Consider the following 14875-nt stretch of genomic DNA (forward strand, 5'->3'; position numbering starts at 1 on the left):
TTCATTTATCTAAATGAGCTGGCCTACACCAAATGTAGCTTAGAGCGTTTTAGTATTAATTAAACCTTTCTGAATATTTTCCGTTTTCTCAGCAGGTTAATTGACCGCAGTGTATTTAAAACACCAGGTTGCCGGGTGAAATCCTCGATATCATGCCTGGCCTTACGCTGCCAGTTGGGGTACTCCTGGGTGGTACCCGGAACATTCTGGGGTGATGTTTCCAACCATAAGTCTTCCAAATTTATCAGCATTATCCTTGCCCGGCTGGCTGCCAGGTGTTGCAAACAACCCACTAAGGCTTGACTAGGATGAGCAGTGGGTGCCGGCAACCATCCCCGGCGAAACAAAAACCGGGACAGTCTCAGCCGGCTGCGCCGGTTTTCCTGCTGCCAGTATGTCGCAAAGGTCGGCATGTCATGGGTGTTCAGCGCGGCCAGGGACCTGGGCGGGGGCAAATTAGGACCCTTGCGGGTGAGCCGGCCGAGTTCAAAGGGCAGGATATGCATCCGGTAAAGCTTATGCCTGCTCATAGATGCCCGGACTGCCGGCGGTACGGTACCAAGATCCTCACCCACCAGCAGCGTCTGGTGGCGATGGGATTCAAGGGCTAGTATAGCATAAAATTCCTCTGCCCGGTATTTGACATATACCCCGTCCCGGGCGGTTAAGCCTCTGGGAATCCAGAACAGCCGGTGCAAGCTCATGATGTGATCCAGGCGCAGTATGCCGGCGTGTTGCATGTGGTGGCGCAAAGTGGCAATATAATATCGGTAGCCCTGTTGCCTGATGCCTTCGGGGTGTAGGGGCGGGAATTCCCAATTTTGCCCGTTCGTATTTAGCTGGTCCGGCGGTGCGCCGCATTGGGCTTCCAGGGCAAAGGCTTGCTGCTCACGCCATACGTCGTAGCCGGCCTGGTGCACTCCCAACGGCAAATCGAGATACAAGCCTGTACCCCTTCGACGGGCTTGGCAGGACAGCGCATGTAACTGGTCCTTGGCCAGCCACTGCACATATAAATGATAGAGCTCGTCAGATGGCTTGTAATCCCCGTGCTGTAGTTTGCCATTGCGCATTTGGTGAGGCCATTGTGGCCAAACCTGGTGCTGTTTTTCCATGGATGCCCGAAAACGTGCGTAATCCTGGGCCGCCGGGTGCGCTGAAGTCCAGCTGCGCAGCTCGGCTGCTCTGTCCGGTAAACTGGTGCAACACCGGGCTAGTAATTCCAGTATCCGGCGTTTTGCAACCATACCCCGGCGATAATCCGCGTAGGGAGACTGGCGCAAAACGGTCAGCTCTTCTTGGAAGGCCGCTGAATTTAACAAATCCTGGGCTTCCGTACATAATTTTAGCTCAGGAACAGCGGCTATGTCTAGATAAAACTCGTTCCAGAACAATCGGCTGGCAGGCGAGTAGGGACTGGGTGAGAAAGGTTCATCCAAAAAAGCGGCCAATAGTGGCAGTGTGCCCACAATGCTGCCGCCCAGACTCTGCGTCCAGCTAAGTAATTGTCTTAAATCAGCAACATCTCCTGCAGCCCAACTGTGCTCGGAGCGCAGTGCATAAAGGGGTATGAAAACTCCCCAGAGGCGTTCCATGGCTTCCTTCGGGGGCAGGTAAGCTTTTTGCGGAGCGGCTATCAGCATTGTCTGGCAAGTTAAACCGGGCATAACTATAGTGAACTGGTGATAACCCAGGGGCGCTCTGCCGGGCAGGGGGAGTTGCTTTACCTGATAATGGACGCCTTCCATTGTAGTTTCTTCCACCGTAGGTAGCAGGGTCAGATCACAAGTCCATTCCTGCGTTTCGCCGTTTTCCATCTCCAACCTGCAGTTAGCCTGGCTATTACTCAAACGCACCGGTAGGCGCAGCTCGATATGTACTGGACGGTCTTCCCAGGCCACTGCCACCGGCTCACAGCATCGCTGCCATAGTTCCAAGCGTCTTTGCCGCAGAGCGCCCGGCACATCAGCCAGCCTGGCCAGCGGGGCGCCCAGTGCTTGCAATGCGGCCAGCAGCGATTCATTAGAAGCCGGTCGGCGATGCCCTTCAGCATCCCGGTAGGCCGTTTGCAACCCGTACATTTGGGAAAGTTGATGCAGCGTGTTATCCTGCTTATCCAATTACTCTTCCCCCCCCATCTATAATGTGGGCCGATACTGAATGTCCGATGTAGATATGATGAAAACTGGAATGCTTCTCAATTTTTACGCAGACTATTGGTTATTGTATGTAGTTTTAATGTATTTAAACAATAGAAGGTTTAGTATAAATAGACCATGAATCAATATTACCATAAACCCACTATCAACCGAGATTAACGAAGATTAATTTTTTCCATGTTATAGTTTCCAATAGGTACGGAGTCCAGTTCATAAGTAATGCTAATAGCGTGTGGTTTATTATATACCCGTTCTCATCATAAGATATGTCGAAGATAAAGGGGTAGTCGGCAATGAATGTAAGCGGTTCGGCTGACCAAATAATATATAAAGGAGTAAATAGATAAGAGTTTCAAAAGAGATTTATGTGATTATAGCGTTGGAAAACCTGGTTGGCGATACTTTAAAAATTAATGTAGATAATATTGTAACTGTCGGTCCCGCACAACCTATTCTATTTACATCTTAAAGGTCAGACCTTAGAGATTAGACTATGCATAGTCTATAAGTAAGCAAAAACCCAGCGAGGCTGGGTTTTTGCTTTGGTTTGTATTATCCCTAAAGCACTCTTTTCGCCATGTAAAATTATAATAGTAAATGGTTAGGGAACACGCCGTTGCGAGCATGCTTGTTTGAGTCAGGTAGAAAGTAGTACTAAAGTACCGCCTTTTTGAATTCTTCTATACCGATGCGTTCAATGAAGCGTGCGGTTCTTTCCTTTTTGTTGGCGTTGGCGGCATAATAATCAAAGCATTTTTTAGCCAGAGCAATAACTTCCTCGCTGCTTAAATTTTCAGCGATGACGTCCCCAATGCGGGCACGGGCACCTGAATTGCCGCCAAAAATGACGGTCCAGCCGGATTTTTTACCGAAGGCGCCAAAGTCTTTAACATAGCTTTCACCACAGCACATGGGGCAGCCAGATATGCCGATCTTAGTTTTGGCGGGCATCTCCATGTTCACGAATATTTTCTCCAGCTCTCCGGCCAGTCCCAGGGAGTCCTGCATACCGAACCGGCATACCGCTGTGCCCGGGCAGGCCTGCACATAATGCACACAAAGTCCCACAGCGGGCCCTACATCCAGCCCCAGGTCCTGCCAAACCTCCTCGACTTTTTCCGGTTTCATTCCTACCAGCGCAAGGCGTTGGGCAGAGGTAATTTTAATGATGGGGATTTCATGTTTACGGGCAACATTAGCTATATTTTCTAAAATATCGGGGGTTATTAAGCCCATCGGGGTCCTGGGTACAATGGCATAAGTTTCCTTATCTCGCTGGAGAATCGCTCCCCTCGGCTCGTCTGCCATGATCATTCCTCCCTTTGACAAATATTTAATCTGTATGTGATTATGATATATTCAAGATAAAAGGCATTTTTCCTTCTATGCAGCCTTAATTATGGATTTAAATAGTGTATTTTACAGTGAAAATGCGTAGGTGATTGACTTGACTTTTGCTTTGCTCTGTCTGCTGCTGGTGCCAAAGCGATCAAAACTGCCGGGGCGTAATTTATCTTATCTCTTGTTTACCGGAGTTTGCCATCAGAAATAACATATTCTTGACAAGGAATATTATATTGTAGTATTGTTTGCATGGTGGCATACATGCTTTTGTGAATAAGGAGGCGAGCATAATTAGTTCAGGTAAATTTGGGGAATTTATCACAGCAAAAAGAAAAGCTGAAGCTATCAGTTTAAGAAAATTGGCCGAGTTACTGAACTTTTCCCCTGCTTATTGGAGTGACATAGAAAAAGGTAGGAGGAATCCACCTAATTATAATAAACTAGAGGAAATAGCTAAAATATTTGCTTTATCAGAGGCAGAAATAAATCAGATGATCGATCTGGCCTCTTACGACAGAAATGAAATTCCAATGGACTTGCCCGAATATATCAAGAGCAGTGAACTTGTCAGACAGGCTTTGAGAAAGGCGCGGCAAATGGCTGTTATAGAAGGGAAGAGTGAGCTTGTGGAACAAGCATGGCGAGACTTTTTGCGAGCTTTGGAGGCGGGTTAAGTGCATTTTATATATTCAAATTAATTAGTTTTAAAGAAATGTAATTGAGAAAAGGGTGTAGCTATGGACATTGAAAATAAACTACAGGAATTAGGCATTGTTATTCCGGAAATTAACAAGCCGCTGGCTGCTTATGTGCCTGGCCGATTGGCGGGTGACTTCATTTATGTTTCCGGGCAACTGCCCATCAAAGCGGGTGAAATCATCTATGCCGGCCGGGTAGGTGCAGAGCTTAACCTTGCTGAAGGGCAGGAGGCTGCCAGACTGGCGGCCATTAATTGCCTGGCTGTTTTGCATGATACGCTCCAGGACTGGTCCAGACTGGTGCAGATCGTGAAGATAACAGGTTACGTGCAAAGCGGGCAGGATTTTTATGAGCAGGCTAAAGTAATTAACGGTGCCTCCGAATTATTGGAACAGGTTTTTGGTGAGCGGGGTAAACATGCACGGGCGGCGCTGGGCGTAGCTGCTTTACCCCTGAATGCAGCCTGCGAGGTGGAAATGATTGCTCAGATTAGAGTTTAACTTCTTTATGATCTGGAGTCTACTGACTATAGACCAACTGACTGTGCCGTGCTGATGAAGGCACAAGCTGGAGAGGAAATGAGTAATAAAATATTCCAAATTCGCTCGTTAGCTTTATACGGGCTTTTTTTTTGGGGGCAAATTTATAAATGGTAAAGTGTTCATTATTAACATAACATCAGCTGCGAACCTATGTACTGATGCAAATTTATTTTATCTATACTCCCAGGCAGGTTTTTCGAGTTTTATCGACGAAATAATGACGATATATTTATATTAATAATTGTTATTATGTATAATGAGCTTGGCCTTGCAACTGGTGATGCAGGAGGGGTATTAAATTGATTAAAATCAAAGAACTTAGCAAAGTTTATCTAACCCCCAGCCAAAAGATAACTGCTTTGGATAATGTTAGCCTTACTGTGGAAAAGGGTGAAATATTTGGTATTATTGGTCTGAGCGGAGCGGGTAAAAGCACCCTGATTAGGTGCATTAACATGTTAGAAAAACCTACCATGGGCTCTATTGTGGTGGACGGACAGGAAATTACCAGTCTGGCCAAGCGTGAGCTGCGTACTGCACGGCAAAAAATCGGCATGATATTTCAGCATTTTAACCTGTTATCTTCCAGAACTGTCTTTGCTAACGTCATGTTTCCCCTGGAAATAGCCAAAGTACCCCGGCCGGAAGCTGCCCGGCGGGCGCGGGAACTACTGGAACTGGTGGGACTAGCCGATAAGGAAGGGGCTTTCCCCAGCCAACTGAGCGGCGGCCAGAAACAAAGGGTTGGCATTGCCCGCGCCCTGGCCAACGGTCCCAAACTGTTGTTATCCGATGAGGCCACCTCAGCCCTGGATCCCCAAACTACCCGTTCCATTTTAAAATTATTAAGGGATATTAACCGCAAATTTAACTTGACTATCCTACTTATAACTCACGATATGAATGTCATTAAAGAGATATGTGACCGGGTGGCGGTGATTGATAACTCTCATATTGTTGAAGTGGGCGAGGTGTTAAAAGTCTTTGCTAGTCCCAGTTCACCTACCGCGCGCAGCTTTGTCAATACGGTGATCAGCAGGGAAGTTCCCGCAGAATTGCTACACCGTTCACAGGTACAGAATGAGCAAACCCATGTCAAGCTGATCCGTGTTTCCTTTATCGGCCCTTCGGCCGGTGCACCGGTGATTTCTTCAATGATCCGCCAATTTGATATTGAGGCTAACATTCTTTACGGCAACGTAGACCGGATCAAGGACACACCCTTTGGCAACTTGGCCCTGGAACTGATTGGCCCGCCCGGGGTATTGCAGGAATCAATGGATTACCTGCGCAGCCGGGGTCTGGAAATCGAGGTGTTAAACAATGCTTGATGCTTGGCTGTTGGATAAATTGCTATTCGCTACGTGGGAAACCATCTATATGGTTTTAACCTCTACTGTATTAAGCTATTTGTTTGGACTGCCCCTAGGAGTGATCCTGGTTATTACGGCTAAAGGCCATATCATGGAAAGAATTGGCATCAACCGGGTACTGGGGTGGGTGATCAACGCCACCCGATCGGTGCCTTTTATTATCTTTTTAATCTTACTTATACCTCTAACTCGTTTGATTGCCGGTACATACATCGGTACAGTGGCTTCCATAGTTCCCCTTACCCTGGCGGCCATTCCCTTTGTAGCCCGGATGGTGGAGACTTCCCTCAAAGAGATTGAATGGGGACTAATCGAAGCGGCCCTATCCATGGGGGCCAGCACCTGGACTATTATCTCCCAGGTGCTGTTGCCCGAGGCTAAGCCTTCATTAATTTTAGGTGTGGCTATAACCACCATTAACCTGGTTGGTTATTCAGCAATGGCAGGCATTGTAGGAGGAGGTGGTTTGGGTACACTGGCTTATTATTACGGTTACCAGCGTTATGAAAACTCCATCATGTGGGCAACCGTGATTGTCCTGATCATACTTGTTCAGGGCGTGCAAATGCTCGGGGATAATCTCGCCGGAAAAGTGGCAAAAAAAAGGAGGTAATTTAATGAAGAAACTAGGTGCCCTGTTGTGTGTTTTTGCGCTGGCCATGGTCGTTATGGCCGGCTGTGGAGGTAATAACGACAAGGATACAGCCAAGGACACGGCCACAGATACCGCCGCCAATTCCAATAAGATAGTAGTTGGGGCCACCGCCAAACCCCACGCTGAAATACTGGAAGTAGTGAAGCCTCTACTGAAAGAAGAGGGTATTGATCTGGAAATCCAGGTGTTTACTGACTATGTATTACTTAACCCGGCCTTAAAGGACAAGCAAATTGACGCCAACTTCTTCCAACACATACCTTACCTGGACGACTATAATGCGAAAAATAATGCCAACCTGGTCTGGGTATATAAAGTGCACAATGAACCGATGGGCGTATATTCCGACAAAATCGACGACCTGAACAAGCTGGCCGACGGGGCCAAGATAGGTATACCCAACGACGCCACCAATGGCGGCCGGGCTTTAAATGTACTGGAAGCGGCCGGGCTACTAAAGCTTAAGGAAGGTGCCGGAGTAACCGCCACTGATGCCGATATAGTAGAAAACCCGAAAAATTTAAAGATCCAGATGATGGATGCTGCCATGCTGCCCAGGGCCCTGGCGGACCTGGATTTGTGTGTAATTAACAGCAACTATGCTCTGGAAGGTAATTTAAATCCGGTGGAAGACGCTATTTTTATGGAACCGAAGGATTCGCCGTTTGCTAACGTACTGGTAGTGCGGGACGAGGATAAAGATAAGGACAACATTAAAAAACTTGGCCAAGCCCTGCAGTCACCGGAAGTGAAAAAGTTTATTGAGGATAATTATGAGGGCAGTGTGATTCCATCTTTTTAAGTAGACAAGGATAGTAAAGAGCCGGCATTGGATTTCCGGCTCTTTTTTTAATGCTATTAAAAAATATGTATGTCTTTCATAGCTTACTGAAACTTGGATTGGATAGTTCCAACATTAGCATGAAATGTTTGGAATTTTGGCTGTTCATGCATTATAATCCATATATACGCTGCAGCATTGAGGAGTGAAGGTATTGTATAAAGAGGTTTTGCCCAATATCTTTTTAATTGAAATTCCCCTGCCCAATAACCCGCTGAAAGCGCTCAATTCATATATCATCAAAGGACAGGAAAGATACTTCATGATCGATACCGGTATGAACCGAAGGGAATGCTCAGAGGTCATGTATACAGCCTTAAAAAAACTTAATGTACAGCTGGATAAAACTGACTTCTTTATTACTCATATGCATTCAGACCATTGTGGCCTGGTGGGGTCTCTGGCCACGGATACCTCAAAAATATTTTGCAGCTATCCGGACGCTGAGGTAATCTTAGAGCCTGCCGCCAGGGGGGAAGAGCTTTTGGCTGGTGCCCGTGGGTATGGTTTTCCTGAAGATGAACTGCAGAATGTGCTGGAAAGGCACCCGGGTTTTAAATACGCGTCCCAGGGCGAAATTAAAATTGACTACGTTCAGGACGGGGATAACATAGAGATTGGGGATTACCATTTTCAATGTGTGGTCACTCCCGGCCATACCGACGGCCATACGTGTCTGTATGAACCGGACAAAAAGGTGCTGGTCTCCGGGGACCATATTCTGGATGATATAACGCCCAATATCTCTCTATTTATCTCCGGTAACCCCCTGGCCGATTACCTGGCCAACCTGGAAAAAGTCTCTCAGCTGGATATTGAACTGACACTGCCGGGACACCGCAATTTAATTTACGATGTTAAGAAGAGAATCGCTGAGCTTAAACAGCACCACCAGGAAAGAAACGCCGAAATACTGGCGATATTGCGTCGTGGCAGGGCCACTGCTTACCAGGTAGCTACCCAAATGAGCTGGGATATCGACTGCCCCACCTGGGAGGAGTATCCCACGCCGCAAAAATGGTTTGCCAGCGGCGAAGCCATTGCCCACCTGCGCTACCTGGAGGGGTTAGGCCAGGTAAGGAAGGAACTGAGCGATGGGATAAAAGTTTTTTCGCTAAGCTAAATTATTCAGGTTTTGCTTGACCATCAGACCTATACGATGAATTGCCCCGGTATAAAAAATAGCCCGTGGTTCAAAGCAGATGACAGACGTGAGCAGTTAAACAATAAATAAAAAAGAAGGTTCAAAATGATCGAAATCGGTAAAATGCAGAAATTGCAGGTTATGAGCATAACTGTGCTGGGAGCTTATCTAAATTTTCCTGTTGTCCAGGATGGTGAGGATATTTTATTGCCTAAAAGGGGACTGCCTGAGGGACTGGCTGTAGGTGATGAGCTCGAGGTCTTTGTGAACAGTAATGCTGAGGGAGTAATCATAGCTACGCTGGAAAAGCCAAAACTAACCATTGGCGAGCTGGGATGTCTACAGGTTGCAGACATCACAAATTTTGGTGCTTTTTTAGATTGGGGCTTGCCGAAAGACTTGTTGTTGCCCATAAAGGAGCAAGTGGGCAGGGTGAAAATAGGGGATTTATGCCTGGTTGGTTTGTATGTTAATCAGAGCAATAAAATTTGCGCCACGATGCGTATCTATGATTTATTGAGCAGCGAAGCACCCTATAAAAAAAATGACCTGGTCCAGGGAATCGTTTACCGCATCAATCGGGACCTGGGTGTTTTTGTCGCTGTAGATGGTAAATATCACGGGTTTATTCATAACAACGAAATGTTTGGCAACTTTACTGCAGGAGATGTAATCACAGCCAGAGTAAAAAAAGTGCGGGAAGATGGCAAGTTGGAATTAAGTTTAAGGCAAATGGCTTATAAAGAAATCGAGGGTGACGCCGAAAAAATTATGGAGCGGTTAAAAGTCAACGGTGGTTCGTTGCCCTTCAATGATTATAGCGATCCTGAACATATCAAGGCCGAGTTAAATATGAGCAAACGAGCTTTTAAACGAGCGGTGGGGCGTCTTTTAAAGGAAGGTGCCATTAAAACTACCGAGGAAGGCATTGAGCTGATGTGGTAAACAGGAGGGTGGCCAATGTTAATAGCAGAGCTTAAGGAGTTTATGCTGCAGAACGGGCTAACTATTGACCTGGTGCAGGCAGGGGAAAACAGTATATCAACAGCCTACATATACAAGGGCTACCAGGGGGACAGGCTATTATTTAGCCATAACAAAATTAATATTAAAAAGACCGTCAAGCTTGATGTGCTGGGGACCCCTTTGTGGGACATTATTGCCTTCCTGAAGCATGAAAATTGGCTTTATGATATGTTTATGCAGCATGAGGGAGTTAAGCCGCTGGAGAGGTATGTCGAAGGACGGAGGCTGTTTATCAAGGTGCTGAACGTGTGCGGGCCGCCGGTCATCTGGCGCCATCATGAAGGGGCCAGGTTGCAAGTGATTACCGATAACTTCAATACTGAGCAGGGTTTTACTTTTTACGCCGATGGGCACAAGGTAGCGGAAATATCAGAACGCGCTATCATCACCCCCAAACCAATCCAGGATACTTTGCCCAACCATTTTATAGCCAGGTTCGATGTCCGTGATGCTCACGGCATGATTTGTGAGATATTTTGGCCAAGGTGATGGAATTAAAATTAATGATAGTGATGGTGTAGGCGATGCCTGCGATGGGTATCGCTTACACCATCTTTGGACCCGGCGTGGGCAAGCTTGCCCGCCATCACACCTGCTGTGGGCAGCAGCTTAGCTTAAAATATCAAGGAATTCAACATAGCCCATCTGTTCGTTGAGCGTACAGGCTATTCCCGGGGGCACGGCATGCTTGTCAATCATTTCTTGGAAGGAACAGTACACTGTATAACCACTGCCATGTTCAGGCGTTTCCATAAACACTAGATATTGGCCGCTAGCTGTTAGAGCTACCGAATATCGGGTGCCAATGTCCCTGCCTGGAGCGTCCTCCCTAACTTCTCGTAGTAACCAGGTGCCTTCAAAAGCAATTGTCCCGCTGATGCCGTTAGCATCAGAATATGCAAGCTTAATCCTGGTCATTGTTTCACCTACTTTCAATTGGAGTTTACGACACTAAACGTGTGATGTCAAAGGTACATTAATACCTAAATTGCATGAGGCTTAATATAAAGTAAAAATTTGCTGATCGCCCCAAGCCTGCCAGTAGCAACCCTTTATTAAAGGGAACCAAGAAAATATAGCGAATTAATAATATAAAAAATCTATTAAAGAAGGGGCTATTATGCTGAGCAATATTAATGACCAGCTGCTGGATCATTTCCATTATGGGCACGGGGCAGCCGAATATTTAAGGGGACAGATCCCCGGCTTTGTCCATAAGCTGAGAAGCTTTATGAGAGCGCGTACCGATATTCGGCGCTTACAGGAAGGGGAAAAAGTTGCCCAGTTAATTCTAGCCACCATGTATTTCCGGAATATCATGGAGCTGCGCTCTCAGGTAGCCACTTATGAGCTCATGCATATGATTCGCTATAAAAACCAATATGATCATACCGCACACACGCTTTACCTCTTTTTATTAGGGGTCTGGATTTACGATAGCTTACCAAATGTCAAGGAAGCAATTAATAATTCAATTAATGAAGTCCCCCACCTTAAAGTAAAACGTTTTCTATTCCAGTGGACATACGCTTCCTTGCTGCACGACATTGGCTATATATTTGATCACATTGTAGTTGACGCAAAAGTGCAAATTGACGAGGAAGGGCTGCGTTTATACGACGGCATGTTTGAGTATGCATGGATTAAAAAACATATCATCGGCGATTTAAGCCAGGAATATGAAGCCATCCTGAGGAGGCTTTGCGCTGAGTTTGCCCGGAACTATAAAAGCTGGAATTTAGTTAATGAACCAACTCCGGAAATAATCATGAAAAAACTCAGTAATGTTATCTGGGTTAATGAATTTTTGCCGGAACAGGCTAAAAAAACGGATGCTTTTGCCTGGCTGGCCTTGAAAACCTTTGATCCCACCGGGGAAAAAATGCGCCAGGAAGCCATGCGCATCGCCTCGGAAGGGTACTATATGGCTGGTCAAAAAGATTTAGATCCCAAGGTGGATCATGCGGTGGCCAGCGGCTTAATGCTCTTTCAATATACGTCGGCCTGGTACTGGCTCTATCATAAGATACGGCTAGTTAACCAGCAGATGTATGATTCCGTTACGCAAACAGCTAAATATGATGTACCGTTTTTTGTCAAACACATCATTCCGGGCTGCAGAGCTGTAATATACCACAACCTGAAGCAGATAGGAAACCATATCATCAAGCTGGAGTTGGATAAAGACCCCCTGTTGTATTTAGCAGTGCTTTGCGATGAGCTGCAGGTTTGGGACCGCTTTTATGTAGGAACCAATCGCATCATCACCTGGCGGCAGAGTGTTCAGATTACGGCTGAAGATATGATGATCGATGTTGATTTAAACGGCAATAACATGTTCATTGTCACTGAATTTTTTAATGTCGCAAAAGAACAGAGAGTATCAATTCGAGAAAAACTCGATAGTCGGTTAACCGGTTGGGATAAACTCATACAATTAAGGGATTAAAGCATCTCCATGCCGTTATATCGACTAAATATATTTCATAGGTGGTGTATATAGTCGTCAAATTGGTTAAAAAATAGTTTATAATTACTCTAATTTTGTCGAGCGATAGGCAGGAATGTTTTGCTAAAAAATTGAATTTAAATAAATAAATTGTGTTACAAGGATCCGGTACGAGGCTAACAAGCCGGCGACGGGAAATATTTAGAGAGGAACGTGTCTAGATGAGGAATTTTTTGCTTGGAGAAACCAAAGAATTAGGCATCAAGATTTCTGGTGCGGATGGTGTGGATTTCAAGATTTTAGAAGCGAGGTATGAGTACAAAAACCGCCTGGGGGAAATATTGGCATCCGGAGAGGCGATTGTTGAAGATAAGATGGTTTATACCAATCTGACTCCCACTGAACTTGGTTTTAATCAGATATGTACCTTTATCGTTAAAGTGCAGTCGGACAATGAGGAGAAAGGTATAGAGCAAGTTAGGCAGGATATAATTGTTAATGTAATAGAAGAATATTAGCAAGCGCTTTTGGCATAATTTGACGGATTAATTCCGTACCGCCCTTACCCCTAATTAGCGGGTGAGGGCGGTTTTTATATTAAACTTAGTCCCCATTGTATAGGTTCCAATTAAAAAAATAGCTAAGCCTTTCGGCAATGCTACAAATTTTTAGTCATAAAATTATTGATGCTTAGTGTATCATCTATGCGAAAGTTGCCTCAATTTATAAGTTCAACAATATTCTTAACTTGGCAAAATATTCAAAGGTAATAAAGGAATTATATAGAATAATTCCTTTAGGCTATAAATGATCGAGGGACTGGTTTATTTGAATAGACAACAAAATCTGCCCAATATGCAACTTTTGGATATAATTGATTTTCTACCTGACCCTACTCTTGTTGTTGATCAGGATAGGAAAGTAGTTGCTTGGAATAGGGCTATTGAAAGAATAACTGGTGTTAGCAAGGCAGATATAATTGATAAGGGCGAATATGCCTACTCCCTGCCTTTTTATGGAAAGGCTAGACCGGTTTTACTGGATTTAATTTTTACAGATGATTATACAACCGAAAAGAAATATCGGAATGTTGTAAAAGAAGAAAATACAATTTATGGTGAGGTCTTAGTTAAATTACCATATAATCAAAAAGAGGTATTATTATGGCTCAAGGCATCACCTCTTTATGACAGCAAAGGGAATATAGTTGGTGCTATAGAAACCGCACGTGATATTACTGAATGTAAGCGTAATCATCCGCAAGAACTGGTAAATAAGCAAATTATCGAGCTAGAAACAGCTAATGAACAACTGCAAAAGGAAATTTTCGAGCAGAAACAGGTCGAAGAATCATTGCGAGAGATTAAAGAACTTTACTGTCAACTAGTTGAAAACTCACCAAATGCAATTCTTCTCCATTCCAAAAATAAACTTAAATTTATAAACAAGGCAGGTGTTAAGCTTTTTGGCTTGGGGAGCATTCGCGAAGCTGTTGGAGTATCAATGATCGATTTAATTCATCCCGATTATAAGGACATTGTTGCGGAAAAGTGGCGGCAGGTACAGGATGAAAGAGTAACTGCCTCATTAATGGAAGAAAAGATAGTTAGACCTGATGGAAAAGTTTTAGATATAGAAGTGGTGACAGCTCCTTGTACTATTCAGGGTAAAAATATAATGCAGGCACTTGTTTTCGACATAACCGACCGCAAGCGAGCGGAAAAGATGCTGCGCTTGTCCGAAGAAAAGTTCTCTACGGCCTTTAATGCCGGTCCTAACCCGATGGCAATTACCACAATTGAGAGCGGGCGAATTATAGATGTAAATTCAAATTTTCTTAGTTTTTTCGGTTATTCACGTCAGCAAGTTATCAACAAAACGATTGCGGATTTAAACATATACAAGAATCCGGAAGACCGTACTAAGTTGATTAATTATATAGTGCAGCATGGATTTATTAAAAACCTTAATATTAACTTTCGTAAGAGATCAGGAGATATTCGAATTGCTCTTTTTTCTTCGGAGATTATTGCTATTGGTGGCGAACAGTATTTACTTAGCGTAATCAGTGATATAACGGAACTTAAACAGGTTGAACAAGCATTGCGTTTATCTGAAGAAAGGTTTTGCAAGGCTTTTTATAACAATCCAACTCCAATGGTTATAACTAGGCAAAGTGATGATAAGCACATTGAAGTAAATAAGAGTTATGAACGTTTCTTTGGTTTTTGCCGTGAGGAATTAATCGGTCGAACAGCTTCAGATATATGCATATTTAATGATACCGAGCAATTTAAACTTTATAATAAACAATTAAGCATTTTGCATAATTTCTGTAGCATAAAATTCAATGCCATAATTTAGAACTGCAATCGCATTAACTTAACACAGTTATGGTAAGTTGCTATGCTAAATGCTATTTTATAACTGTGGATAATCAAAAATGGACAAAAATACCCCTTTGAGCTATAGAGAGTTTTAAAATACCAGTATCGCCTAAGCTACCTGCTTTACAACTTTGGGCTCAAATACTGAAACCATCGCTGTGGATAACATTGCAATACATGATAATAAGACACGCGCTTTTACTTTTTTGAACCCTCGCACATTTAAGTTTTTTAGGCTCAGGTATTCTTTAAGGCG

The 14875-nt window shown here is 44.4% G+C and carries 14 protein-coding genes; 11 read left to right on the top strand and 3 right to left on the bottom strand.

Translation table 11 applies throughout. The features are described 5' to 3' along the window. Positions 1-59: 59 nt before the first annotated feature. Both malQ and SPSYN_RS10690 read right to left on the bottom strand, forming a co-directional pair. Positions 60-2120 carry a 4-alpha-glucanotransferase gene (gene malQ, locus SPSYN_RS10685; RefSeq protein ID WP_161822484.1) on the bottom strand — a complete coding sequence of 687 codons (2061 nt, stop codon included), beginning with the start codon at positions 2118-2120 and terminating at the stop codon, positions 60-62. A 693-nt stretch (positions 2121-2813) separates the two neighbouring features. Next, the gene (locus tag SPSYN_RS10690) at positions 2814-3467 is read right to left on the bottom strand and encodes a nitrite/sulfite reductase domain-containing protein (RefSeq protein ID WP_202623815.1); all 654 of its coding nucleotides are present in this window, start codon (positions 3465-3467) and stop codon (positions 2814-2816) included. 305 nt (positions 3468-3772) lie between these two features. On the opposite strand from SPSYN_RS10690, the gene SPSYN_RS10695 reads away from it, so the two are divergent. The 8 genes from SPSYN_RS10695 to SPSYN_RS10730 all read left to right on the top strand — a co-directional run bounded on the left by SPSYN_RS10695 (position 3773) and on the right by SPSYN_RS10730 (position 10272). Then, positions 3773-4177, top strand: coding sequence for a helix-turn-helix domain-containing protein (locus tag SPSYN_RS10695; protein ID WP_243153020.1), 405 nt, complete (start codon positions 3773-3775; stop codon positions 4175-4177). A gap of 63 nt (positions 4178-4240) precedes the next feature. After that, a complete protein-coding gene (locus SPSYN_RS10700; RefSeq protein WP_161822486.1) occupies positions 4241-4702 on the top strand; it encodes a RidA family protein in 462 nt (153 codons plus the stop codon). 341 nt (positions 4703-5043) lie between these two features. After that, the gene (locus SPSYN_RS10705) at positions 5044-6075 is read left to right on the top strand and encodes a methionine ABC transporter ATP-binding protein (RefSeq protein WP_161822487.1); all 1032 of its coding nucleotides are present in this window, start codon (positions 5044-5046) and stop codon (positions 6073-6075) included. Further along, positions 6068-6730: a methionine ABC transporter permease gene (locus SPSYN_RS10710; protein ID WP_161822488.1), complete on the top strand. Its 663-nt coding sequence runs from the start codon at positions 6068-6070 to the stop codon at positions 6728-6730. The genes SPSYN_RS10705 and SPSYN_RS10710 overlap by 8 nt, the downstream gene beginning before the upstream one ends. Before the next feature lie 4 nt (positions 6731-6734). Continuing rightward, entirely contained in the window at positions 6735-7574 is an 840-nt protein-coding gene (locus SPSYN_RS10715) for a MetQ/NlpA family ABC transporter substrate-binding protein (protein ID WP_161822489.1), read from the top strand. Between the two features lie 193 nt (positions 7575-7767). After that, positions 7768-8736 (top strand): MBL fold metallo-hydrolase, encoded by a 969-nt coding sequence (locus SPSYN_RS10720; RefSeq protein ID WP_161822490.1) that lies wholly within the window; start codon positions 7768-7770, stop codon positions 8734-8736. Between the two features lie 126 nt (positions 8737-8862). Then, on the top strand, positions 8863-9702 hold the full coding sequence (locus SPSYN_RS10725) for a CvfB family protein (RefSeq protein ID WP_161822491.1): 840 nt from the start codon (positions 8863-8865) through the stop codon (positions 9700-9702). Between the two features lie 15 nt (positions 9703-9717). Then, positions 9718-10272, top strand: coding sequence for a hypothetical protein (locus tag SPSYN_RS10730; protein WP_161822492.1), 555 nt, complete (start codon positions 9718-9720; stop codon positions 10270-10272). A gap of 120 nt (positions 10273-10392) precedes the next feature. Here SPSYN_RS10730 and SPSYN_RS10735 read toward each other — a convergent pair whose 3' ends face one another. After that, positions 10393-10701 (bottom strand): hypothetical protein, encoded by a 309-nt coding sequence (locus SPSYN_RS10735; protein ID WP_161822493.1) that lies wholly within the window; start codon positions 10699-10701, stop codon positions 10393-10395. A 202-nt stretch (positions 10702-10903) separates the two neighbouring features. On the opposite strand from SPSYN_RS10735, the gene SPSYN_RS10740 reads away from it, so the two are divergent. The 3 genes from SPSYN_RS10740 to SPSYN_RS10750 all read left to right on the top strand — a co-directional run bounded on the left by SPSYN_RS10740 (position 10904) and on the right by SPSYN_RS10750 (position 14596). Beyond that, the gene (locus SPSYN_RS10740; protein ID WP_161822494.1) at positions 10904-12232 is read left to right on the top strand and encodes a hypothetical protein; all 1329 of its coding nucleotides are present in this window, start codon (positions 10904-10906) and stop codon (positions 12230-12232) included. A 233-nt stretch (positions 12233-12465) separates the two neighbouring features. Then, a complete protein-coding gene (locus SPSYN_RS10745; RefSeq protein WP_207708557.1) occupies positions 12466-12750 on the top strand; it encodes a hypothetical protein in 285 nt (94 codons plus the stop codon). A 310-nt stretch (positions 12751-13060) separates the two neighbouring features. Then, positions 13061-14596, top strand: coding sequence for a PAS domain-containing protein (locus tag SPSYN_RS10750; RefSeq protein ID WP_161822496.1), 1536 nt, complete (start codon positions 13061-13063; stop codon positions 14594-14596). Positions 14597-14875: the final 279 nt, after the last annotated feature.

It is taken from the genome of Sporotomaculum syntrophicum (assembly GCF_009932395.1).
In the GTDB taxonomy this organism is placed as follows: Bacteria; Bacillota; Desulfotomaculia; order Desulfotomaculales; family Desulfallaceae; genus Sporotomaculum; species Sporotomaculum syntrophicum.

What these genes read in the sequence shown, in the direction of transcription:
- SPSYN_RS10690 (WP_202623815.1), bottom strand. Translation starts at nt 3,467, where the DNA reads ATGGCAGACGAGCCGAGGGGAGCGATTCTCCAGCGAGATAAGGAAACT.
- SPSYN_RS10700 (WP_161822486.1), top strand. Translation starts at nt 4,241, where the DNA reads ATGGACATTGAAAATAAACTACAGGAATTAGGCATTGTTATTCCGGAA.
- SPSYN_RS10715 (WP_161822489.1), top strand. Translation starts at nt 6,735, where the DNA reads ATGAAGAAACTAGGTGCCCTGTTGTGTGTTTTTGCGCTGGCCATGGTC.
- SPSYN_RS10710 (WP_161822488.1), top strand. Translation starts at nt 6,068, where the DNA reads ATGCTTGATGCTTGGCTGTTGGATAAATTGCTATTCGCTACGTGGGAA.
- SPSYN_RS10725 (WP_161822491.1), top strand. Translation starts at nt 8,863, where the DNA reads ATGATCGAAATCGGTAAAATGCAGAAATTGCAGGTTATGAGCATAACT.
- SPSYN_RS10730 (WP_161822492.1), top strand. Translation starts at nt 9,718, where the DNA reads ATGTTAATAGCAGAGCTTAAGGAGTTTATGCTGCAGAACGGGCTAACT.
- SPSYN_RS10735 (WP_161822493.1), bottom strand. Translation starts at nt 10,701, where the DNA reads ATGACCAGGATTAAGCTTGCATATTCTGATGCTAACGGCATCAGCGGG.
- SPSYN_RS10740 (WP_161822494.1), top strand. Translation starts at nt 10,904, where the DNA reads ATGCTGAGCAATATTAATGACCAGCTGCTGGATCATTTCCATTATGGG.